This is a genomic window from Arthrobacter sp. ASL1 (assembly GCF_056680475.1).
Window position 1 is genome coordinate 1,470,403 of record NZ_CM155284.1, and the last position, 20,733, is coordinate 1,491,135.

Annotated in this window: 17 protein-coding genes and 3 tRNA genes; 10 read left to right on the plus strand and 10 right to left on the minus strand. The window is 67.5% G+C overall.

Annotated elements, in window-relative coordinates:
• The first annotated feature begins 19 nt into the window (after positions 1–19).
• Positions 20–95 (plus strand) — tRNA-Thr (locus AC1MEQ_RS06940).
• A 541-nt stretch (positions 96–636) separates the two neighbouring features.
• On the opposite strand, the gene AC1MEQ_RS06945 is transcribed toward AC1MEQ_RS06940, so the two are convergent.
• Complete coding sequence (locus AC1MEQ_RS06945; protein ID WP_479795184.1) at positions 637–1,050, minus strand: recombinase family protein; 414 nt, start codon at positions 1,048–1,050, stop codon at positions 637–639.
• A 34-nt stretch (positions 1,051–1,084) separates the two neighbouring features.
• On the opposite strand from AC1MEQ_RS06945, the gene AC1MEQ_RS06950 reads away from it, so the two are divergent.
• The 4 genes from AC1MEQ_RS06950 (at position 1,085) to AC1MEQ_RS06965 (ending at position 4,411) form a co-directional block, all read left to right on the plus strand.
• Positions 1,085–1,720, plus strand: coding sequence for a hypothetical protein (locus AC1MEQ_RS06950; protein ID WP_479795185.1), 636 nt, complete (start codon positions 1,085–1,087; stop codon positions 1,718–1,720).
• A gap of 55 nt (positions 1,721–1,775) precedes the next feature.
• Complete coding sequence (locus AC1MEQ_RS06955) at positions 1,776–1,991, plus strand: hypothetical protein (protein WP_479795187.1); 216 nt, start codon at positions 1,776–1,778, stop codon at positions 1,989–1,991.
• Positions 1,992–2,511: 520 nt separating this feature from the next.
• Positions 2,512–3,477 carry a type IV toxin-antitoxin system AbiEi family antitoxin domain-containing protein gene (locus tag AC1MEQ_RS06960; protein WP_479795189.1) on the plus strand — a complete coding sequence of 322 codons (966 nt, stop codon included), beginning with the start codon at positions 2,512–2,514 and terminating at the stop codon, positions 3,475–3,477.
• Between the two features lie 10 nt (positions 3,478–3,487).
• Entirely contained in the window at positions 3,488–4,411 is a 924-nt protein-coding gene (locus AC1MEQ_RS06965) for a nucleotidyl transferase AbiEii/AbiGii toxin family protein (protein WP_479795191.1), read from the plus strand.
• A 113-nt stretch (positions 4,412–4,524) separates the two neighbouring features.
• Here the strand turns inward: AC1MEQ_RS06965 and AC1MEQ_RS06970 are convergent, their stop codons facing one another.
• The 6 genes from AC1MEQ_RS06970 to AC1MEQ_RS06995 all read right to left on the minus strand — a co-directional run bounded on the left by AC1MEQ_RS06970 (position 4,525) and on the right by AC1MEQ_RS06995 (position 10,916).
• Entirely contained in the window at positions 4,525–5,370 is an 846-nt protein-coding gene (locus tag AC1MEQ_RS06970; protein WP_479795193.1) for an aldo/keto reductase, read from the minus strand.
• Positions 5,371–5,445: 75 nt separating this feature from the next.
• Positions 5,446–5,901: a hypothetical protein gene (locus AC1MEQ_RS06975; RefSeq protein ID WP_479795195.1), complete on the minus strand. Its 456-nt coding sequence runs from the start codon at positions 5,899–5,901 to the stop codon at positions 5,446–5,448.
• A 2-nt stretch (positions 5,902–5,903) separates the two neighbouring features.
• Positions 5,904–6,479: a bacterial proteasome activator family protein gene (locus AC1MEQ_RS06980; RefSeq protein ID WP_479795197.1), complete on the minus strand. Its 576-nt coding sequence runs from the start codon at positions 6,477–6,479 to the stop codon at positions 5,904–5,906.
• Positions 6,480–6,546: 67 nt separating this feature from the next.
• Positions 6,547–6,753: a YbdD/YjiX family protein gene (locus AC1MEQ_RS06985; RefSeq protein WP_479795199.1), complete on the minus strand. Its 207-nt coding sequence runs from the start codon at positions 6,751–6,753 to the stop codon at positions 6,547–6,549.
• A gap of 1 nt (position 6,754) precedes the next feature.
• Entirely contained in the window at positions 6,755–9,010 is a 2,256-nt protein-coding gene (locus AC1MEQ_RS06990; RefSeq protein WP_479795201.1) for a carbon starvation CstA family protein, read from the minus strand.
• A gap of 928 nt (positions 9,011–9,938) precedes the next feature.
• Positions 9,939–10,916 carry an NAD(P)H-quinone oxidoreductase gene (locus AC1MEQ_RS06995; protein WP_479796079.1) on the minus strand — a complete coding sequence of 326 codons (978 nt, stop codon included), beginning with the start codon at positions 10,914–10,916 and terminating at the stop codon, positions 9,939–9,941.
• A gap of 131 nt (positions 10,917–11,047) precedes the next feature.
• On the opposite strand from AC1MEQ_RS06995, the gene AC1MEQ_RS07000 reads away from it, so the two are divergent.
• Positions 11,048–11,135, plus strand: a tRNA-Ser gene (locus tag AC1MEQ_RS07000).
• A 48-nt stretch (positions 11,136–11,183) separates the two neighbouring features.
• Here the strand turns inward: AC1MEQ_RS07000 and AC1MEQ_RS07005 are convergent.
• A complete protein-coding gene (locus AC1MEQ_RS07005) occupies positions 11,184–11,852 on the minus strand; it encodes a GNAT family N-acetyltransferase (protein ID WP_479795203.1) in 669 nt (222 codons plus the stop codon).
• A gap of 128 nt (positions 11,853–11,980) precedes the next feature.
• Here AC1MEQ_RS07005 and AC1MEQ_RS07010 point away from each other — a divergent pair, with 128 nt between their 5' ends.
• Complete coding sequence (locus AC1MEQ_RS07010; RefSeq protein ID WP_479795205.1) at positions 11,981–14,542, plus strand: ExeM/NucH family extracellular endonuclease; 2,562 nt, start codon at positions 11,981–11,983, stop codon at positions 14,540–14,542.
• A gap of 15 nt (positions 14,543–14,557) precedes the next feature.
• On the opposite strand, the gene AC1MEQ_RS07015 is transcribed toward AC1MEQ_RS07010, so the two are convergent.
• A complete protein-coding gene (locus tag AC1MEQ_RS07015) occupies positions 14,558–16,555 on the minus strand; it encodes an FAD/NAD(P)-binding protein (RefSeq protein ID WP_479795207.1) in 1,998 nt (665 codons plus the stop codon).
• A 115-nt stretch (positions 16,556–16,670) separates the two neighbouring features.
• On the opposite strand from AC1MEQ_RS07015, the gene AC1MEQ_RS07020 reads away from it, so the two are divergent.
• From AC1MEQ_RS07020 to AC1MEQ_RS07030, 3 genes are all read left to right on the plus strand, one after another.
• Positions 16,671–18,788: a prolyl oligopeptidase family serine peptidase gene (locus tag AC1MEQ_RS07020; protein ID WP_479795209.1), complete on the plus strand. Its 2,118-nt coding sequence runs from the start codon at positions 16,671–16,673 to the stop codon at positions 18,786–18,788.
• Between the two features lie 62 nt (positions 18,789–18,850).
• Positions 18,851–18,939: transfer RNA gene (locus tag AC1MEQ_RS07025), tRNA-Ser, on the plus strand.
• Between the two features lie 135 nt (positions 18,940–19,074).
• Positions 19,075–19,725 (plus strand): MBL fold metallo-hydrolase, encoded by a 651-nt coding sequence (locus AC1MEQ_RS07030; protein ID WP_479795211.1) that lies wholly within the window; start codon positions 19,075–19,077, stop codon positions 19,723–19,725.
• Positions 19,726–19,744: 19 nt separating this feature from the next.
• On the opposite strand, the gene AC1MEQ_RS07035 is transcribed toward AC1MEQ_RS07030, so the two are convergent.
• Positions 19,745–20,719 carry a hypothetical protein gene (locus AC1MEQ_RS07035; protein WP_479795212.1) on the minus strand — a complete coding sequence of 325 codons (975 nt, stop codon included), beginning with the start codon at positions 20,717–20,719 and terminating at the stop codon, positions 19,745–19,747.
• Positions 20,720–20,733: the final 14 nt, after the last annotated feature.

Sequence of the window (20,733 nt, forward strand, 5' to 3'; positions counted from 1 at the left end):
TGGCCCACGTGGCTGCGGTGCCTCCTTAGCTCAGTTGGTAGAGCGTTTCACTCGTAATGAAAAGGTCGCCAGTTCGATTCTGGCAGGAGGCTCCAATATTGCGAAGGTCGGTTCCCTTACAACAAAGGGAACCGACCTTTTTGTTTCGTCTTGCTAGAGCGTCAGCTTAACACCGTCTTTGTCTATGCGTTACGCCGATTATCGGATCATTTCAGGACTCGTCGTCACTTTTTCGTCACTGCCAAGAGGCCACACTCCCCCGCTGCTAGTTGGACCAGCCCTCCCCATGCTCCCGCCGCCGGCCACCCCCTGCCCCGCTATGCTCAAACCATGGCAACGAATGCGCAGCGCGCTCGAATCAGTTCAGCCGGGGACTACTTGATCGGGGGCGGCACACTTCTTGCCGCACTATCGGCCCTCCTTGGAATAATCCTCCTGTTCACTGGAGGCAATGCGGGGACGATATTTCTCGGAATGCTTCCGGGATTACTGCTCATGGCTGTCGGTTATCTCAAGCGGATAGCGACAGTGCTGGCCCCGCCGCCAGGCGACGAGCCTGGCACACCCCAGACGCCGTAGCTGCTACTGCTCAATAGGCCGGGGCGCCAGCCCCGGCCTTGCCGCCTCCCTGGTCGCTTATAGGCCCAGGTAGCGGTACACCGTCGCCCGATTCACGGGCCGATCCTTGTTCTTCCCCTCAGTCGGTGCCAGCATCCGGCGCAGCTCGTCAATGCTCATGCCCCCGGCGCGCAGTTCCTTTGTTCGCTTCACAACGTCGGCGCTCGCCGCGACCTCGCGGCGCCCCGCCTTCGCCTTGCTGTCAGCTGTACCGGCCTTTGTCCGCTCGCTGAGTTGATCGCGCTCCAGCTGTGCAAACGCGGAGATGATTGCAACCATTGCCGTTGCCATTGCCGCGCCGATCTTGTCTTCCGGGTCGGTCGAGATACCGTCAGTCAGGGAGCGGAAGTTCACGCCCTGTTTCGTGAACCCGTCCAGCAGTTCGAGCAGGTGGCGCGTGTTGCGTCCTAGTCGGTCCAGCTTCCACACCACCCACCACCTGTGCCTAGATGAAAGGAGTTGGAGCATGGATGCTTCTGTGGTCTCTGCGTGGATCGCTGCATCGGTTGCCCTTCTCGCTCTCGTCGCGAGCGTGTGTGTCCAGCTTTGGAGCCTCAACAAGACGTCGCGCCACGAACGCGATATGCAACGGCAGCAACTCGAGTTCCAAGAGAAGGCTCTAAAGCAGAGCCAGGACGCGAATTACCTTGGGTGGCTCAGAGAAAAGCGACTGATTTCCATGGAAAGAATGCATAGGGCGTGGGAAGAAGTCTTGGCCGTGACCGACGCGTGGGGCTTTAGCGAAAGTCGAGAGACCAAGACTTGGAATGCTCGGGCGGAGGCCGCAAATGCGGAATGTCGCTCGGCAGCGATCAACCTTCGATTGGTCTTTGGTATCCACATTGACGTCATGGAGCGGGGTAACGAAGTCGCCAAGTACGCGGACCAATTGTGCCGGCTTGCGTTGCTCCCGTGGGAACAGGGGCAAAAGCTCAATACTTGGGACAAGATCTTGGAGGATCGGAAGAAGTGGAGAAGCCAGATTGTTCATAGCTACATGCTCTTATGGCCCGCCATGCAATCCCTAACCACGCCAATGCCGGAAGGAGAGAGGAAGCGCTTTGAAGCCGCGCTAGGGAAGTTAGGCAAGGAGGAGACGTAGTTGGCCCTCGAAGCGGGGGGTAACCCCGGCAGCGGAACGCGCTCGTACGATCCGGATGAAGCTCATGGGCGAGCTGACCGACGGTGTACCGAATTCGAAGGCGTGGCTGCGTCAGCGAGACGACATTGTCGACGACATTCTGGAGACAGGAGACGGCGCCAAGCGCCTGGAGCTGGCCGCCTTGCACCGGCAGCTGCAGGAGGGGCAGTGGCTACCTGTGGCGGAGCGTGAGCAGGCCATGCAGCGATCGGCGCTGCGCCTGGTGTCGTAGCAACAACCGCCCAGCACCGGTGCTGCCCGGTGTTCCGACGGTCGACCAGCCGCAGGTGCCAGCTTGAATGGCACCGGACGAAGGTCGTCCTTCTGCGTCTGTCGGGACGCGCGCCGCACGGAATTCTCAACCGGTGTAGGCATCTTCGACGAACGCCTGGGCCGCGGCGACGACGCTGGGCAGGCGGCTTTCGCGCCGACTAGAGCGGCGACGAGGCGCGGGGTGTGCGCGTCGTTTAGAGCGTGGCAGACCTGCCGGATCTCCATGGGCGACGTCCGCGTTTTGGCGGGGTGTGGCCGCGACTGACATACCCGACCTCCGTCTGTGTCCGGGCCCCTTTAGAACCGGAGATAATCCTGTCCGATTCGCGACTGCTTCGTCGCCGGAATGGCCGAAGTCCCTCTTTCGCCCAGACATCCTATTGCTTCATTTGTATCGGATTGAGATACAAACCAAGTATCTTCAATAATCTACGATACCTGTGTACTAGTTTTGTATCTAAATGAGATACAATGAGAGCATGAATAGAAATGTCGTCGCAGTCCTCAGCGACCTCGCAGCGGGGCAGTGGGGGATGTTCACCACGGCTCAGGCGGCGCGGATGGGGATCGAGCGAATGCAGCTATCCCGGCTCGTCGGGTCCGGCGTTCTGGAGCGTGTGGGCCAGGGTGTCTACGCCATGGCCGCAGTCTTTGACGAGCGCCGGGACCTGCATGAGGCGTGGCTCAGTACCGAACCCAAGGCAACGGCAGAAGAGCGCCTTCTCGCAGACGTCGACGTGGCAGTTGCCTCCCATGCTTCCGCGGCGTCGCTGCACGGCATGGGCGACCTGGATCCGTCGATCCCGGAGCTGACCATATCCGAACGCAGGCAGACCAGCCGCCGCATCAAACTGCACCGCCTGCCACTGGACCCCGACGAGATCACGCTCGTTGACGGGCTGCCGACCACGACGCCGGAACGGACGATCCTTGACCTCCTCCGGGGAGGCCATGACCAAAGCCATGTGGCCGCGGCCGTCCGCGACGGAATACGTGCCGGGATCCTCGACATGGGGAAGCTGGCCAAGTACCTTGACCGTGTCGCGTGCCGACTCGACGCTAGCGATGGGGACGCCCTCATGCTCCGGCTGCTTGACCTGGTGGATCTCAGCCCCGCCGCGATCCTGAAGCAGACCTCCAGCTCTTACCTGGGGGCGGAGATCGCCGCCCAGGCCCGCCGCTCCTTCGAGGACGACCTTCGGGCCCAGCTGGCCACGATTGCAGACGTAGGCGCAGGCGATCCGGCCCTAGACCATCGCGTACTCGGGGATGCCGGAAAACTCGACGAGAGCGCGATGGCGACCATCAGGGAAACCCTTATCAACCGGGAAGCGCTCTCCGCCCTGGGTGACCAGCTTGCGGATCGGTACATCTCGGGCTCCGAACCCATTCCTTTGAGATACCTTGCCGACGATCTTCAAAGGGGGCGAACCGGAACCACGTAGAGGCCGGCTCGTGAGCATCAAGGAACACTACGCAACATCCCAGGCGTTCTGGCGCGCTCTCGGAGACCGGGCGAAAGCGAGAGCCAAGGAGGAATCCACGACGAGCGGTGACGTCCTGCGCCAATTCATCCACGGACGGTTTCTCGCGCGAATCTTCTCGACGGACGACGACGCGTGGGTGCTAAAGGGCGGCAACGCCGTCCTTGCGCGCGTCGCCGACGCCAGGGCCACCCTTGACGTGGACCTGCTCACCAGGCTGGGGAATCTCGACGATGCCTACGAGCTCCTCGTGCGCGATGCAGCCAAGGACCTGGGGGACCACTTTCGCTTCATACCCGTTTCGCGGACTCTCGCGGGCAAGGCCCAGGCCCAGGAAGGCGTCGGCGGGGAGACGGTCAGGTTCGACGCCTACTGCGGAGCCAAGCGCATCGGATCGGTGAAGGTCGACCTCGTGGCAGGCTCGCTCATGACCACGGATCCGGAGTCGGAAGAAAACCCCGTCCTTCAGATCCCGGGCTTGGCCCCTACCACCCTTCGGCTATACCCGGTCGTCGACCATGTTGCGGACAAGGTGTGCGCTACGCAGGCGCCATATGGTGATGGCACGAGGCGCTCGTCCCGTGTTCGCGACCTAGTTGACCTGGTGGTGTTTGCCCTTACCCAGCAGATCGACGGGTCAGGTCTGGTCGGTGCACTGCATTCGGAATGGGCCTTCCGCAACCTTTCCGGGCAACCCGACTTCGATCCGCCAGCGGCGTGGTCGAGCCAATACGGCGCGATTGCACGATCTGTATCGGCTTGCGGCGATGTCACGAACTTCGATACTGCTGTCGAGCTCACCAGACGGCTCCTGCTGCCCGCCTGCGATCAATCTGCTGCTGGGTTGACGTGGGACCCAGCGACTTCCATCTGGGCGAATGCCCTAAGTGTTTGATGTGGAGGGCGGCCCCCGCCAGTGTGCCATTGGCGCATGTGGAGGCTCCACGGCTCACAGGAAAAGGCCCGTCACCTCGCAGTGACGGGCCTTCCTGCTTGCCGGGGCCGGGACTATTCGAAGTCGCTGACCGACGGATCGGCGCCGATCCGTCCCGCGTCGCCACGATCCAGACCGTTGATGGCCTCGATGTCCGCGTCGCCCAGGGTGACGCCAAGGGATTCCCAGTTCTCCACGATCCGCGACGGGGTCTCGGACTTGGGGATCACCACGTTGCCCAGGGCCAGGTGCCAGGCGATGACGACCTGGGCGACGGTGGCACCGTGCTTGGCTGCGATATCGGCCAGGACCGGGTTGGACAGCAGGTCCGAGCCCTGACCCAGCGGTGACCAGGACTGGTGCACGATGCCACGGGATGCCTCGTATGCACGCAGGTCGCCCTGGGGGAAGTACGGGTGGGTTTCGACCTGGTGGATGGCCGGCGCGACACCGGTGGCCTCCTCGATCTCACGCAGCGCCTCGATGGTGAAGTTGCAGACGCCGATGGAACGGATGCGGCCCGACTTCTGCAACTCGACCAGTGCCTTCCACGTCTCGACATGCTTGCCCTGCTTCGGCTGCAGCCAGTGGATGAGGAAGAGATCCAGGGTCTGAAGGCCCAGTCGCTCCATGGAAGCATCGAAGGCGTCCAGGGTCTGCTGGTAGCCCTGGTCGGAGTTCCAGACCTTGGTGGTGATGAACAGGTCCGCCGGGTCCAGCCCGGAAGAGGCGATGGCGCGGCCGACACCGGCCTCGTTGCCGTAGATCCGTGCGGTGTCGATGTGGCGGTAGCCGGCCTCGAACGCCAGCCTGACGACCTTTTCCGCGACGTCGTCTTTCACCTTCCACACCCCGTAGCCGAGCTGCGGGATGGTGTTGCCGTCGTTGAACGTGGTCAGTGGTGATTCATACGTGGTCATCGCTCCATCCTGCCACCGGAAGTGGCCACATCATGGCGAGATCGGACGCGCTCCGCGCTGGGCGAACGACGGCGTTCAGCCGATACGGGCGAGGGCTTCCTCCGCGGCCCGGACACCGTCGACGACCAGGTCTGCACGGAAGGCTACATTTTCCAGACCGGCCGAGTTGTAGCCCCACCGTTCCCCGTCCAGCCGGGCCATGGCGGCGGCTTGTGCCGCGGCGGCCAGGTCGTTGGCGGCCTTGGACAGTGCACGATGGACGTCGGCATGACTACCGGGGATGTCCGTGCCGGAGCTCGGCCGCTGTCCCTGGGCGGCGGCGCAGACGGCGCGGACCCGAGGCAGGAGTTCCGCGAGGTGGTCGGCGATCATCACCAGCGCATTGTAGAGCTCATCGGATTCGATGCCCTCCAGGATCTGGTGGAATCGGTCCAGTCCCCGGGTGAAGCGGTCATGGGCGCGGCGCCAGACACCGTCGCCGAGATCCTTGTCGTCGCGTCGGGCACCGCGGACTTGGGCGAGCCATCCCATGCTCAGAGGTACTGTCCCGGTCCGCCGTCGGCGTCGGCACTTGCCTGGGCGCCGCTCTCGGTCCCTCCCGGGACCACGCGTTCGGGTTCACCGTGTTCGTTGATGACGATCCCAGGGGCGATTTGGGTCCCGGGTGGCAGCTCGCGCAGCTGGATGCGCTGGGCGAGCTGCTGGCCGGCCATCTGTTGTGCGGCCAACGCGGTTTGGATCCCGTGGAAGACGCCCTCAAGCCAGCCGACCAGCTGCGCCTGGGCGATCCGCAGTTCCGCTTCCGACGGCGTACTGCCCTCGGTGAAGGGCAGCCGGATCCTCCGCAGCTCGCTGGCCAGTTCCGCGGAGAGCCCATCCTCGAGTTCGGCCACGGAGCGTTCGTGGATGTCGGCGAGGGTGGTCCGGGCTTCGGCGTCCAGCGGCGCGGCCTTGACCTCCTCGAGCAGTTGCTTGATCATCGAGCCGATGCGCATGACCTTGGCCGGTTCGTCGACGAGCCCCTGGATCCTGAAGGATTCCGCCGTCGCTGCGCTCGGGTGGCCCTCCACGGTCGGGACCGGCGGACGCGTCTGCTCGTGTTCGCTCATGGTCCCATCTTGCCATGATGCGACGAGGGCGGGACCGGCAGCCCGGCCCCGCCCTCGTCGTCGTGCATTAGCAGCAGCGCCCTTGGGGGTTGCGCTCCTCCCAGTCGTACTTGTCCCGCCAGAACTGGCGTTCGGACATCGGCTCGCAGCCGGGGTGCGTGGCGGCATGGTGGTCGACGTACCGCCGGTAGGCGTCGGCGCCCATCATGCCCTCGAGGTACCAGCGCACCTTGCCCAGGCTTCGTCGCACGGCGGGGAGCAACACGGCGGCCATGTCAGTGCCCGCCGCCGTGGGTTGCCCGTTCCCCGACCGGGACGTCCTTCCAGCGCGCCTCGAGCTCCTTCTCTGCCGGGCTCGAGATGATGCCCGACGGCGCATACATCCTCGACTCAACCCGGGGGTCCTCGGTGTCCACGGCGGAGCCCGGTGCCCGGTAGGCACGGATGGTGGCCAGCACCGCCGTCACGATGACGATGATGGACAGGACCACGAAGATGATCGACAGGGTGCCCTGGACGCCGGTGTTGCGGACCACGGCTTCCATGGCCTCGACGTTCTTGGCCGAGCCGAAGCTCTCCTTGCCCTGGGCCAGGGCTTCCTTGAAGGAATTATGCTGCGCCCAGTAGCCGACCTTGGCCACCGGGGAGAAGATCTTTTCCCACGAGGCCCAGATCGTGATGACCGCGGTGAACGCCAACGGGACGGCGACAATCCACAGGTAGCGGAAATTGCCGCGCTTGGCGACGATGGCCAAAACAACCGCCAGCGCTATGGCCGCCAGCAGCTGGTTGGCGATGCCGAAGAGCGGGAAGAACGTGTTGATCCCGCCCAGCGGGTCGGTCACCCCGAGGATGAGGATGTACCCCCAGCCGGCGACCATGATCGCGGTGCACAGCCAGGCGCCGGGGCGCCACGAGGTGTCCTTGAACTTAGGGATGAAGTTGCCGATGGTGTCCTGCAGCATGAAGCGGGCGACGCGGGTTCCGGCGTCGACGGCGGTGAGGATGAACAGCGCCTCGAACATGATGGCGAAGTGGTACCAGAAGCCCATCATGGCGGTGCCGCCGAACCACTGGTGCATGATGTGGGCGATGCCGACGGCCAGGGTGGGGGCTCCACCGGTCCGCGAGACGATGCTTTCCTCGCCGACGTTGGCCGCCAGGTCGGTGAGCATGTTGGGCGTGAGGTGCACGCCGGTCAGGCCCAGGCTGTTCACGAAGGCGACGGCTGACTCGACGGTGCCGCCGGTGGATGCTGCCGAGGAATTCATCGCGAAGTAGACACCGCGGTCGATCGAGATGGCCGCGACCAGCGCCATGATGGCCACGAAGGACTCCATGAGCATGCCGCCGTAGCCCAGGAACCGGGTCTGCTTCTCCTTTTCGACCATTTTCGGGGTCGTGCCCGAGGCGATCAGGGCGTGGAAGCCCGAGAGCGCACCACAGGCGATCGTGACGAAGAGGAACGGGAAGAGGGAACCGGACACCACCGGGCCGTCTGCGCGCCCGGCGTACTCGGAAAACGCGGGCACGGAGATGGTGGGACGGACGATGATGATGGCCACGGCCAGCAGGCCGATGACGCCGATCTTCATGAACGTCGACAGGTAGTCGCGCGGAGCCAGCAACAGCCAGACCGGCAGGATCGCCGCGATGAAACCGTAGACGATGATCGACCAGGCGATCACCGGGCGGTCCAGGTGGAACAGTGCCGAGCCGAGATCGGACTCGGCGACCCAGCGGCCGGAGATGATGGCGAACATCAGCAGGACGAAGCCGATGATCGAGATCTCCAGGACCTTGCCCGGGCGGATGAAGCGCAGGTAGCAGCCCATGAACAGGGCGATCGGGATGGTCAGCGCCACGGAGTAGACACCCCAGGCGGATTCGCCGAGGGCGTTGACCACGACGAGGGCCAGGATGGCCACGATGATGATCATGATCGCCAGGGTGGCGATGAGGGCTGCCGTGCCGCCGACCAGACCGAGCTCCTCACGGGCCATCTGGCCCAGCGAGCGTCCGCCGCGGCGCATGGAGAAGAACAGGACGAGGTAGTCCTGCACGGCACCGGCGAAGACGACGCCGACGATGATCCAGATGGTCCCGGGCAGGTAGCCCATCTGGGCGGCCAGGACCGGACCCACGAGAGGTCCTGCGCCGGCGATGGCGGCGAAGTGGTGGCCGAAGAGGACGCGGCGGTCCGTCGGCATGAAGTCGCGGCCGTTGGAGTTGTACTCGGCCGGGGTGGCCCGGGAGTCATCGGGGCGGGCAATCTTGCGCTCGATGTACTTCGCGTAGAAGCGGTAGAACACCAGGTAGGTGCAGACCGCTGCGAAGACGAACCAGATGGCATTGATGGTCTCGCCCCGGGAGATGGCCAGGACGGACCAGGCGACGGCGCCGAGGAGCGAGATCGCGGACCAGAGGACGATCTTGGCGGGCGTCCATTTGCGCTCCTCCGCCTCGGCGACGTCGGGGGCCACCGCGCTGGGCGGTAGTTCCAGGGGTGGGGTGGACGGTTGTTCACTCATGTGTGGATGCCTTTACTCTCAAAGTTGCGTTGCGGCACGCCGCCCCAACAGACCTGACGTGATCTGTGGCACGCGGGCAGCCGCGCCTACAGGTTATCCCCTTCGCCCGGCATCCGTGCCCAAGGACATCCCCCCGGCCTCCGCGCAGGAATGGTTGGACCTGGAGCCACGCGAAAACGTCGATGACTCATCACTCAGATGCGCGCGACGGCGCCGGGCACTTTCGAGCGCCCATGGCAATCGAGCGGAGTAGACCGCCTAACCTACGTGGGCCCCCCCGGGGTTTTCGGCACGGGGTCATCAGCTTCCAGACGTGGCGAGCTGACGTTCTATCGACCCCGCGGGTTTGACGAAAACTCCCCTTTCAGAACCGTTCGACTTCGGGAGAAATGCGGACACCGGCGCCTCTTTCCGGACATCCACCAGCGGATGGGCCAGGCGCGCAACGGTGAGGCCAGCAAGGGAATTCCAGGCCGTTCCCCTGCGGCTTCACGCGAATCCCCCTGGTTGAGGAGGGCCGGCCTTCACGGTTGCCCCTCTTCAAGGCGAAGCGCATACCTGAGAACGCTGGCGAAAGGCTCCTGGCATCGTGCGGTCAATGATGAACCCAGCAATTCCCATCATGGCACCTGCGATGGCGATCGGGACTGACATGATCACTATCAGTCCAGCTCCAGCTTCGTCCTTCCGTCTGCCGGCGCCTTGGCGTGCTGGCGCGGACCCCACATTCTGGAGATCTCCGCGACCTCATACAACGTCATGGACTTCCAGCTGGAGGTCCTGGCGCCTGCCACGTCGTGCAATTGCCCGGTTCCGGTGGGCTGGCAAATCTCCCGAAAATCCCCCTACGGCCACCTCTAGTAACAATTTGGTGCTCTCCGTACGCGGCTGCTGGTGCAAGTACGCTCCGATCGGCAGCCCACACGGCTCAGGTGGTGAGCAGGATCTTTCCGCGGTGTTCGCCCGAATCGAAGTACTCGTGGGCCTGCGCCGCCTGCTCCAGCGGGAACGTCCTCTCCACCACGGGACGTACGGCACCGGATTCGACCAGGGGCCAGACCCCGGACCGGACGCCGTCGACCACCCGGGCCTTGGCCTCGGTGCTGCGGGCGCGCAGCGTGGTGCCGATGACGCGCAGCCGCCGGGTCATCAGCTTCGCCAGGTTCAACTCCGCCTTGGCGCCGCCTTGGAGGGCGATGACGACGAGCCGGCCGTCCTTGGCCAGCACGTCCACGTTCTGCCCGAGGTATTTCGCGCCCATGATGTCCAGCACGACGTCGGCGCCGTGGCCGCCGGTGATCTGCCGCATCCGCTCGACGAAATCCTCCTCACGGTAGTTGATGCCCTCCAGGGCGCCGAACCCGCGGCAGTACTCGATCTTCTCGCTGCTCCCGGCGGTGACGGCCACCCGTACGCCGCGCGCTGTGGCCAGCTGGGTGGCCATGGTCCCGATGCCGCCGGCCCCGCCGTGGACCAGGAGCCACTCCCCCGCGGCCAGGTCGGCTTCCATGAACAGGTTGGACCAGACGGTGCAGGCCACCTCGGGCAGGCCGGCGGCCTCCACCAGGTCGACGCCGGCGGGGATGGGCAACAGCTGTGGCGCGGGTACGGCCACGTACTCGGCGTAGCCGCCTCCGGCAAGCAGCGCACAGACTTCAGTGCCGACGTCGTAGCCGGTGACTCCCGGACCGGTGGCCGCGATGGTTCCCGAGACCTCAAGGCCGGGGATGTCGGAGGCACCGGGGGGCGGTGGGTAGTTCCCGGCGCGCTGGCCGATGTCGGCGCGGTTGATGCCGGCGGCGGCGACGCGGACCAGCACCTCGCCGTCGGCCGGCGTGGGGACCGGGCGCTCGACGATGTTGATGACCTCGGGGCCTCCGGCACCGTAATATTCCACGGCGCGCATCGTCTCGGGCACGGCGGTCGGGGTGGATTGGCTCATGGGAGGGTCCCTTCGCGATGGTGGTCGGTGTCCTCCGCCGAGCCTACCCGGCGGTTTTCCGGCTCCGACGCCCCTCGCGTATAGTTCAGGTGTCTGGAAGGTTGTCCGAGCGGCCTATGGAGCTGGTCTTGAAAACCAGTGTGCGGCGACCCCGTACCAAGGGTTCAAATCCCTTACCTTCCGCGTAGTCACCGGGAAGCCGGCCCCCAGTGGGCCGGCTTCCCGCCTGCGTTAATCGCCGTCGTCGTGCCCTCCTGCGCCGAAGAGCCCGGGGCAAAGTTGGCGCAAGAGCGGCCCACGCAGCCCCGTGGTGTCCGTTTCCCAAAACGCTTCCGGGTAAACCAGTACCCCGCTGACCGCCCGGGGACCGACACCCGTGTCATGGACCATGAACGCCGCATCGGGGATCCGCACCGAGGGCTTGCCGAATCCGGCCGGTCCGGCCTCGACGAACCCCAGCCGCGGGTAGAACGAGGGGGCGCCCTCGAGGAAAACCAGCGGCCAGCCCGCCTCCCGGGCGTCGGCGAGCGCGGCACACGCCAGGGCCTGGCCCACACCGCGCCCCTGCCAGTCCGGGTCCACGGCCAGCGGCGAGAGGACCAGGACGTGATGCAGCTCGTCCAGCCCGTCCACGTAGGCACGCGTCATGCCGACGTGGCCGACCACCGCCCCGTCGGATGCGGCGATCAGCTCAAATCCCCGGCCGTCCGACCACCACCGGCGCAGCGTGGCCACCAGCGCGACGACCCGACGGCCTTCGGCTGCGTCGACCGCACCAAAAGCGGCACCGACAACGGCATCGATCCCGGGCCAATCCGCGGCGTCCGGCGGGCAGATCCGCCAACCGGGAGGTGGCGCCAATTCACCGCTTTCAGGTGGTCCTGCAGGTGCTGGGGTCATGGGCAGATCGTAGCTGCGGCAGCCACTTCCGTCACCTGGGGTCTATCCAACGTTCACCCCTTGCTGTTTCACTGGTGTCCATCACTCCATCGTTCATCACTGAACCCGCACCAGAGAAGGGCACCTTCGTGAGTACTTCACGCACCCGGGCCGGACTATGTCTGGCCGCCTGCACCACCCTGATCGCCGCCACGGCGGCGGCCGGCCCCGCGCTGGCAGCCCCCGACGCCGGAGGTGCCGGCGTCGTCATCAACGAGGCCTACCTGTCCGGCGGCAGCGCGAACGCGATCTATCAGGACAAATTCGTCGAGCTGTACAACGGCTCGGACACCCCGGTATCCCTGGATGGCTGGTCGCTGCAATACCGCTCCTCCACCGGCACCGGGGCGACGAACACCTCGGTAGCCCTGTCCGGCACCGTTCCCGCCCACGGCCATTTCCTGGTCGGCGGCGGGAGCAACGGCGCCACCGGTGCCGAACTCCCGACACCGGACCTCCAGTCGTCATTCAACCCGAGCGGCACGAAGGGCACGATCGTGCTCTCGAACCAGGCCGGGGCGTTGACCCTGCCGACCGGTTCGGTGACCGGGGACGCCCAGGTCGCGGACCTGCTCGGTTACGGCACCTCCAACACCTTCGAGACCGCGGCAGCCACCGCGCCGGAGGGCAACTCCGACCCGAAGTCGCTCGAACGCGCCAACCACGCCGACACGGACAACAACGCGGCCGACTTCTCCCTGAACGCCGCCCCGTCCCCGACCGCCTCCGGCGAAACGGGGCCCGGCCCGGATCCGGACCCCGTCGACCCGGTGGGTGCCACCATCGCGGAGATCCAGGGCACCGGCGACGCCACGCCCCTGGGTGGCCAGCTGGTCACCACCCGCGGCGTGGTTACGGCCGCCTACCCCACCGGCGGATACGACGGCTACTACATCCAGACGCCGGGAACCGGTGGCGATGCCGGATCGGCGGCCTCCGACGGCCTGTTCGTGTACTCGGCGGCCACCGTGGACGACGTCCGGGTCGGCGACCACGTGGAGGTCACCGGGACGGCCGGCGAGTTCTACGGTCTGACCCAGGTCAGCGTCCCGGCAGGGGGCGCCACGGTGCTCGCCGAAGCAGCCGAGGCCGTCAAGCCCCTGACCGTCGCCTGGCCGTCGTCCGACGGCGAGCGCGAGGCCTACGAGGGCATGCTCTGGGACCCGCAGGGCCAGTGGACGCTCGCGGACAACTACGCGCTCAACGGCTACGGCGAGCTGGGCTTGGCCTCCGGGACCTCGCAGCTGGTCCCCGGTGCCACCACCTTGCCGCAGCCCACCGACGTGGCCCCGGCCGGGTCCGCCCGGGCCGCCGCCGTCGAAACCGAGAACCTGGCACGCTCCATCACGTTGGATGACGGATCCACCGCCAACTACCTCGGCGCCGACACCAACAAGGATGTCCCGCTGCCCTACCTCTCCCGCGGCGCCCAGGTCCGGGTCGGGGCCCCGGTGGACTTCATCGGCAACGTCATCCTCGACTACCGGCACGACGCCTGGCGCTTCCAGCCGCTGACCCGGCTGACCGGAGACAACACCGCCGACCAGCCGGCGGCCTTCGGCAAGACCCGCACCGCCGCCCCCGAGCAGGTCGGCGGCGACGTCAGGATCGCCACCTTCAACGTGTTGAACTACTTCACCACCACCGGCGACCAGCTCACCGGCTGCAGCTTCTACACCGACCGTGACGGCAACCCCGTGACGGTCCGCAGCGGCTGCGACGCCCGCGGGGCGGCGAACGCCGAGAACCTTCAACGCCAGCAGGCGAAAATCGTCGCGGCCATCAACGGACTCGACGCCGACGTCGTGTCCCTGGAGGAGATCGAGAACTCCGCGGCCTTCGGCCAGGACCGGGACGCCGCCCTGGCCCAGCTGGTCGACGCCCTGAACAGCACGTCCCCGAAACCCGGAAACGGCAACGGGCAGGGCACGGGACCCCAGACGTGGGAGTACATCCCCACCCCCGCCGCCGTCCCCGCCGACGAGGACGTCATCCGCACCGCCTTCATCTACCGCAAGGCAGCAGTGAAGCCGGCCGGCCCCTCGGTCATCCTCGACGACGAGGCGTTCTCCAACGCCCGTCCGCCGCTGGCCCAGGCCTTCACCCGGGCGCGCGGGCCGAAACACGATTCCTTCGTGGCGATCGTGAACCACTTCAAGTCCAAGGGCTCCGACCCCTCCGACGGTTCCGGCGACGCCGACACCGGCGACGGACAAGGTGCCTGGAACGCTGCCCGCGTGCAGCAGGCCAGTGCCCTGGTCGAGTTCGCCGAGCAGATGAAGCGCACGGCGAAGACCTCGAAGGTCCTCCTTACGGGCGATTTCAACTCCTACACGCAGGAGGACCCGATGCAGGTGCTCTACGAGGCCGGCTACACCGACCTCGGGTCGAAGACCGGCAAGCAGTCCTACCTCTTCGCGGGACGGACCGGGTCCCTGGACCACGTGCTGGCCTCCGATGCCGCGGCAGCCGACGTGACGGGCCAGGACATCTGGGACATCAACGCCGACGAGCCGATCGCCCTGGAGTACAGCCGGTACAACTACAACGTGACCGCCTTCTACTCCCCCGATCCCTACCGGGCCTCGGACCATGACCCGCTGGTGGTCGGTCTGGAGCTGGACGGGCCGAAGGGCCACGACCGGAAGTAACGGGCACGGGACGGCCTACTCCCGAGCGGCCATCCTGACCAGCTCCGTCGCCACGGCGTCCGCATCCCCCAGGGTGCGGGCGCCGTCCTGGTACCCGGCACCTGCCTCCGCGGCAATCGCCGTGCCCCATTGCACGCTGGAGAGCTGCAGCCCCAGCACGAAGATCCCCCGGTGGGCGATGCCGGCACCGTCCACGAGCCGGTAGGGCTGGCCCACGACGTCGAATCCGGAGCCGTAGACTTCCTCGCCCTCGGAGGTGGGCATCAGCTTCGGGCGTGCCAATCCGTCGGCCTGCAGTTGTCCAAGCAGCGGGGAGGCGGACTGGGCGACCCGGTTCGCCGGCATCATGGCCTCGAACATGTAGCGGGCGGTGACCGGCTCGTCCTGCACCCACGGCGAAGAGGCGGCAAAGTGGCCGGCCTCCTCATCGAGGGAGAACACCGGATCCGGGCCGATGAACTGCACGACGCCGGCGCGCGCCAGCGCCGCGAGCTCCTCGATGCGCTGCAGGGGCGGGCCACTGGCCAGCCCCTCCACCAGCGGTTCGAACCAGCGGCCGAGCTCCTCCAACCGGCTGGCATCATCAAGCAGGCCCTCGGCGACGAACCGCTTGACGATACCCCGCCCGGCATTCAGCGCGCCGATCGCCATCTTCAGCGGGTCGTCCTCGCCGCGGGCCGACGAGGCGGCATCCCGCTCCAGGTAGTGAAGCACCGCGGACTGGTAGGCCCCGTGCCCCACGAAACCGCGGTCGGCGAACGGGTGGCCCAGCGCGGGGACGTCCAGCCAGTCGGCCCCGGGCGCGGCACGTTCAACGAGTTCACGGGCCACCGTGCGCCAGACCTCCTGCCCATGGACGTGGGGTGCGTCCAGCACGTCGTCCAGTTCGGCCAGGAAGGCCGCCGGATCCTCGAAGAGTCCGGGGCTGACCCGGACCAGCGTCGCGTAGTAGGTCCGCAGTACATCGCGGTGCAGCAGGGGCCAGATATGCGCGTTGAACCCGACCTTGCCCGCCGGCTCGCCCGGCGCCCCGGCCGCTGCCAGTTCATGGACGGCATCGAACCCCAGATGGCGCAGGGACACCGAGCGCGGCAGGTAGGTGTCAATGCACGGCTTCGCCCGGTAGGGCGCACCCCGGCGCGAGGCGGCATGCAGGCGTGGTTCCGCCCCGCTCGCCCGGTATTCCAGGGCGCGTCCCGGACCGGAGCCGGTGGCCGTGAATTCCCCTCCCCGGCCGACGGTCAGGGCGGTCAGCGCGTCGAAGAAGTTCAGCCCGAGCCCACGCACCAGGACCGGTTCGGCGGCCGGGTAGGCACCCCAGTCCACGTCGGCGGGCACGTTGGGTCCCTGGTAGTGCAGCCCGACGGCGGTGGCCCGCTGCCCGGCGACCCGTTGTTGCGGGTTCGGGTGCGCCGGGACATGGCCGACGGCCAGCACCACCGCCTCGGCCACCAGCTCGCGTGCCCCGCCGTCGTTCCCGGAACCACCCAGGGTGACCCGGTATCCGTTGGCCTCGCGGCGGATCGCGATCGCCTCACCGCGCACGACGGTGAAGGAGGCGACGGCCGGGTGCGCGCGGAGCCGGGCGGCGACCGTCGAGAAGACGTGGCGCAGGTACGTCCCGTAGAGGGCGCGGCCCGGGAAGCCGTCGGTGGCCAATGCCGCCAGTTCGGCCCGTTCGGTGTCGTAGAGGGCGGCGCCGTCCCCGCCGCTGGCCCGGAATTCCTCGAAGGTCAGGCCCGGGCCGCCACCGGTGCCGCGCGGTGGGGCCACGGTGGGGAAGAGCGCCGGGGTGTTCATCAGGTAGTAGCGCGGCTGCCCGGGGGCCCAGACGTGCCCGGGACCGGGTTCGCAGGGGTCCACGACCGTGATGTCCAGCGACCAGTTCCGTTCGCCGCCGCGCTGACCGGCGGCCGCGGTGGCCTCGTCGAGGCGGGCCAGCAGGCGTTCGACGGTCGAGGTGCCCCGGGGGCCGGCACCGACGATGACCACGTTGAACCTGCTTGCTGCCACGTGGTGCTCCTTCGTCGTCGACGGGCCGGGTCCCCGGCATCTGCCCGCCGGATCGCCGGTGGCAGGGGTTCCCAGCGTACCGCCCGGCCGCGGGCCGGATCATAGACTGGGGCGCATGGACAGCACCGTGGACACCACCGCACCGAACCAGGGCACCGACGCCGAACCGCAGGATCCCTGGGGGTGGCTGGAGGATATCCACTCCGCCCGGGCCCTGGACTGGGTCACCGCACGCAACGCCGCCACCGAGGACATGCTGCACGACGACGCCTACCGTGCCCTCGAGGCCTCGGTGCTCTCCGTGCTGGACGCGGACGACCGCATCCCAATGGCCACCAAGCACGGCGGCTTCTACTACAACTTCTGGCGCGACGCCGCGCATCCGAAGGGCCTCTGGCGCCGCACCGGCTGGGAGTCCTACCGCAGCGCGGAGCCCGACTGGCAGATCCTGCTCGACGTCGACGCGCTCGCCGCCGCCGAGGGAACCGACTGGGTCTTCGCCGGGACCCGGATGCTGCACCCGGCCGGCGACGGCGAATACGTCCGCGCGCTGGTCCGCCTCTCCCCCGATGGCGGGGACGCGGTCGAGGTCCGCGAGTTCGACCTGGCCGCGGCGGCCTTCGCGCCCGGCGGCTTCACCCTGCCGGCCGGAAAGACGCAGGTAGCGTGGGACGGCCCGGATGCCTGGTACGTGGCCACCGAATTCGGCCCGGGATCGCTGACCCGCTCCGGGTACGCCCGCACCGTGCGCCGCCTCGAACGCGGCATGGACCCCTCCGATGCGCCGGAGGCCTACTCGGTCGACCCCTCACATGTGATGGCCTCCGTCTCCGTGGACCAGACCCCGGGCTTCGGGCACGTCATCGCCACCGACGTCATCGACTTCTTCACCACGCGCACCTCGCTTCTGCGCGACGGGGCGTGGATGCCGGTGGAGGTCCCGACCCATGTGAGGGTCGGCGTCCACCGCGGCTGGCTGCTCTTCAGCCCCCAGCAGGACTGCGACATCGCCGGGACGCAGCTGCCGGCCGGCTCGCTCGCCGTCGCCGACCTCGACGCCTTCCTGGCTGGCGAGCACACGGTGACCACGGTGTTCACCCCGGATGCGGCCACCTCGCTGCAGTCCACCTCGTTCACCGCCGACTACCTGCTGCTCACCGTGCTGCACCACGTCTCCTCGCAGGTCCTCGTCGCGGATCCCGCCGCCGGATGGAGCCTGCGGTCCCTCGACGTCGGCGCCGGGGAACACCTGGACCTCTCGATCGGTGCAGTGGACGACGAGGATCCCGAGACGGGGAACGACTACTGGCTGGTCTCCTCGGGGTTCCTAACCCCGGCGACGCTTTCCCGGGGGACGGTCGGCGCCGGGGTACCGCAGCCGGTGAAATCCTCGCCAGCCCGCTTCGATGCCACGGGTCTGGACGTGCAGCAGCATTTCGCGACCAGTGACGACGGCACCCGGGTGCCCTATTTCCAGGTCGGCCCCGCCGATCTGGTCCACGACGGGGCAAACCCCGTACTCATGAATGGCTACGGTGGATTCGAAACCAGCCTGACGCCGTCGTACTCCGGGGTGGTGGGCCGGGCGTGGCTGCGCCGGGAGGGCAACACCGGCCGAGGCGGGGTCTACGTGCTGGCCAACATCCGCGGGGGCGGCGAGTACGGTCCGGGCTGGCATCGGGCCGCACTGCGCGAAAACCGGCACCGCGCCTACGAGGACTTCGCGGCGATCGCGCGGGACCTGGGGGCCCGCGGTGTCACCACCGCGCCACACCTGGCGGCCACCGGCCGCAGCAACGGCGGACTGCTGGTCGGGAACATGCTCACCCGCTACCCGGAACTGTTCGGGGCCATTTCGTGCGGCGTTCCGCTGCTGGACATGCGCCGCTACACGCGGCTGTCGGCGGGGCATTCGTGGATCGCCGAATACGGGGACCCCGACGTCCCCGCGGACTGGGAGTTCATCCGCGGGTTCTCCCCGTACCACCTGCTCGATGACGCGCTGGCCTCTGGCACCCGCTTCCCCTCGGCCCTGATCTGGAGCGCGACGAGCGATGACCGGGTCGGGCCGGTGCAGGCCCGGAAGATGGCGGCGAAGATGCTCGACGCCGGGGTTCCGGGGATCTGGTACCGCGAGTCGCTGGAGGGCGGGCATGCCGGGGCATCGGACAACCGGCAGAGCGCGCAGATGCTGGCGACCAGCTACGAGTTCCTGTGGCGGACGGTGGCCTGAGCGCTGCTTTTGAATTTCGGGGCCGGTTGTCGGTACTCTTGGGGGGTTGCCTTTGCAGCGCTGGAGACGTGCCAGAGCGGCCGAATGGACTTCACTGCTAATGAAGGGTCGGGGTTAAACTCGACCGGGGGTTCAAATCCCCCCGTCTCCGCTGAAAAACCCCTACTCAGGTAGGGGTTTTTTTGTGCCACGCCCTGGGAACCGGAGCGGGCGCCCTGCCGGCTGTTCAGGCCGGCGCCGACCGCCCATACTGGGTTCAGACACGGTCGGGCGAAGGGACGCTGCCATGGGAAACGGATTGCCGGCGGTCGCGGCCGTGGTCATGGACGTGAGCCTGCCGGCCGGGACCGCCGGCCCGGATCCGCTCGAATTCGACGTTCGCTGCTTCATCATCCCCCATGACGATGGAGTCGTCCTCGTCGATACCGGAATGCCCGGAAATGCGGGGCGGATCGGCCAGGCATTGGCGACGGTCGGAGCCGGTTGGCACGATGTCAGCGACGTCATCCTCACGCATTCCCATCCCGACCATGTGGGGAGCCTGGCGGATGTCGTGGCGAAGGCGGGTTCGCCGCAGGTCTGGGCCGGGGTCCAGGAACGCGACAGGATCCCCGTGGCGGGGGTCGTCCGATCGCTCTCCGAAGGCACCGAGGTCCGTGGGCTCCGCGCATTGGAGACGCCCGGCCACAGCCCCGGCCACAGGTGCCTGCTCGCCGCAGGTCTGTCGATGCTGTTCCTCGGCGACCTTGCAGGCAGCGACGGTTCCTCGATCCGCAGGGCCCCGGCCGGATTCACCGAGGACCAGGTCCAGGCCGACAGATCACTGGTCCGGGTGTCGTATCTGGAGGTGGACCGCATCCTCTTCTCCCACGGCGGTGAAATTCCGCGGCCTTTCGAGGCGCTCCGGTCCCTCCTGCCGGGACCAGCGTCCGACTGACCACGTGGCCGGGTCGGATCTACTTCTTGCCGAACGCGGTGAGAAGCTGTTCGACCATCTCCACGGGCAGGCCGGTGTGCTGGTGCACGATCGCCGCGGCGCGGCCCAGGTCACCGGCCCGCATGAAGCCCAGAAAGCGGCCCTTGTCCTCGCCCGGCAGGTCGCTGGCGCTGAACTTCACGTGTCCTTCGGGGCCGTCCCCCTCGAAGCTGAAGTCCGCGATGTTGTCGCCCATGGAGGCCGGGTTCCCGTCCACCGGTGCGGTGTCGAGCAGCTGCCGTATGGAGTCGCGGTCCAGTCCGGAGTACTTGGCCAGCAGGTCCGCCGCCCCGCCGAGGTCGTGGTCGCGCAGCAGGGACTGGAACTGGTCGAACTCCGCCGGCGGCAGTTCGTCGGTACCGAATTCGCGCACCACCCCGTCCTGTTCGGCGGAGATCCTGAACGTCGAGGTCTTGCGGCTGGCTCCGCTACCGAACTTTTCGGCCCAGTCATCGGGGATCGTGAAGTCCTCGGCCGCTGACGGTGCGTTGGCCGGCGTTTCGTCGACGGCATCGGCGTCAGCGGGTGCGTCGGCGGCCGCGGCTGATGCTGCCGTGGACTGCGGATCCTGGTGATCGGCAGTGGTGGGCCCGGCGGAATCCGTGGCCGCGGTGGGTCCGGCCGCTGGCGCAGGGCCGGCGTCGGAGAGGGTGCCCCGCTCCTGGTGGACCTGCGGGTGGGCCTCGAGGCTGCGCACGGCGATGATGCTGGCCTTGACGCCGGCACCGGTGGCGGCGCGGTATTCCTGGACCGCCCCCATGAAGTTGCCCTGGGCCAGATTCCGGTAGACGGCCCGGTGCGCCTCGGCCCCCAGCTGTCCCGCGGCCTGTTGCGCGGAGGCGGGCCCGACCGCCGATTTGACCTCGGCGGAGGTCTTTCGGCGCAGCCGGCTCAGCAGCCACCACCCGAGGGCGATCAGCACCAGGGGGACCAGGACCCACAACAACGTCTCCATGGTCCAAGTCTAGG

What these genes read in the sequence shown, in the direction of transcription:
- AC1MEQ_RS06950 (WP_479795185.1), top strand. Translation starts at nt 1,085, where the DNA reads ATGGATGCTTCTGTGGTCTCTGCGTGGATCGCTGCATCGGTTGCCCTT.
- AC1MEQ_RS06955 (WP_479795187.1), top strand. Translation starts at nt 1,776, where the DNA reads ATGAAGCTCATGGGCGAGCTGACCGACGGTGTACCGAATTCGAAGGCG.
- AC1MEQ_RS06960 (WP_479795189.1), top strand. Translation starts at nt 2,512, where the DNA reads ATGAATAGAAATGTCGTCGCAGTCCTCAGCGACCTCGCAGCGGGGCAG.
- AC1MEQ_RS06970 (WP_479795193.1), bottom strand. Translation starts at nt 5,370, where the DNA reads ATGACCACGTATGAATCACCACTGACCACGTTCAACGACGGCAACACC.
- AC1MEQ_RS06975 (WP_479795195.1), bottom strand. Translation starts at nt 5,901, where the DNA reads ATGGGATGGCTCGCCCAAGTCCGCGGTGCCCGACGCGACGACAAGGAT.
- AC1MEQ_RS06980 (WP_479795197.1), bottom strand. Translation starts at nt 6,479, where the DNA reads ATGAGCGAACACGAGCAGACGCGTCCGCCGGTCCCGACCGTGGAGGGC.
- AC1MEQ_RS06985 (WP_479795199.1), bottom strand. Translation starts at nt 6,753, where the DNA reads ATGGCCGCCGTGTTGCTCCCCGCCGTGCGACGAAGCCTGGGCAAGGTG.
- AC1MEQ_RS06990 (WP_479795201.1), bottom strand. Translation starts at nt 9,010, where the DNA reads ATGAGTGAACAACCGTCCACCCCACCCCTGGAACTACCGCCCAGCGCG.
- AC1MEQ_RS06995 (WP_479796079.1), bottom strand. Translation starts at nt 10,916, where the DNA reads ATGCGCGCCGTGGAATATTACGGTGCCGGAGGCCCCGAGGTCATCAAC.
- AC1MEQ_RS07005 (WP_479795203.1), bottom strand. Translation starts at nt 11,852, where the DNA reads ATGACCCCAGCACCTGCAGGACCACCTGAAAGCGGTGAATTGGCGCCA.
- AC1MEQ_RS07020 (WP_479795209.1), top strand. Translation starts at nt 16,671, where the DNA reads ATGGACAGCACCGTGGACACCACCGCACCGAACCAGGGCACCGACGCC.
- AC1MEQ_RS07030 (WP_479795211.1), top strand. Translation starts at nt 19,075, where the DNA reads ATGGGAAACGGATTGCCGGCGGTCGCGGCCGTGGTCATGGACGTGAGC.
- AC1MEQ_RS07035 (WP_479795212.1), bottom strand. Translation starts at nt 20,719, where the DNA reads ATGGAGACGTTGTTGTGGGTCCTGGTCCCCCTGGTGCTGATCGCCCTC.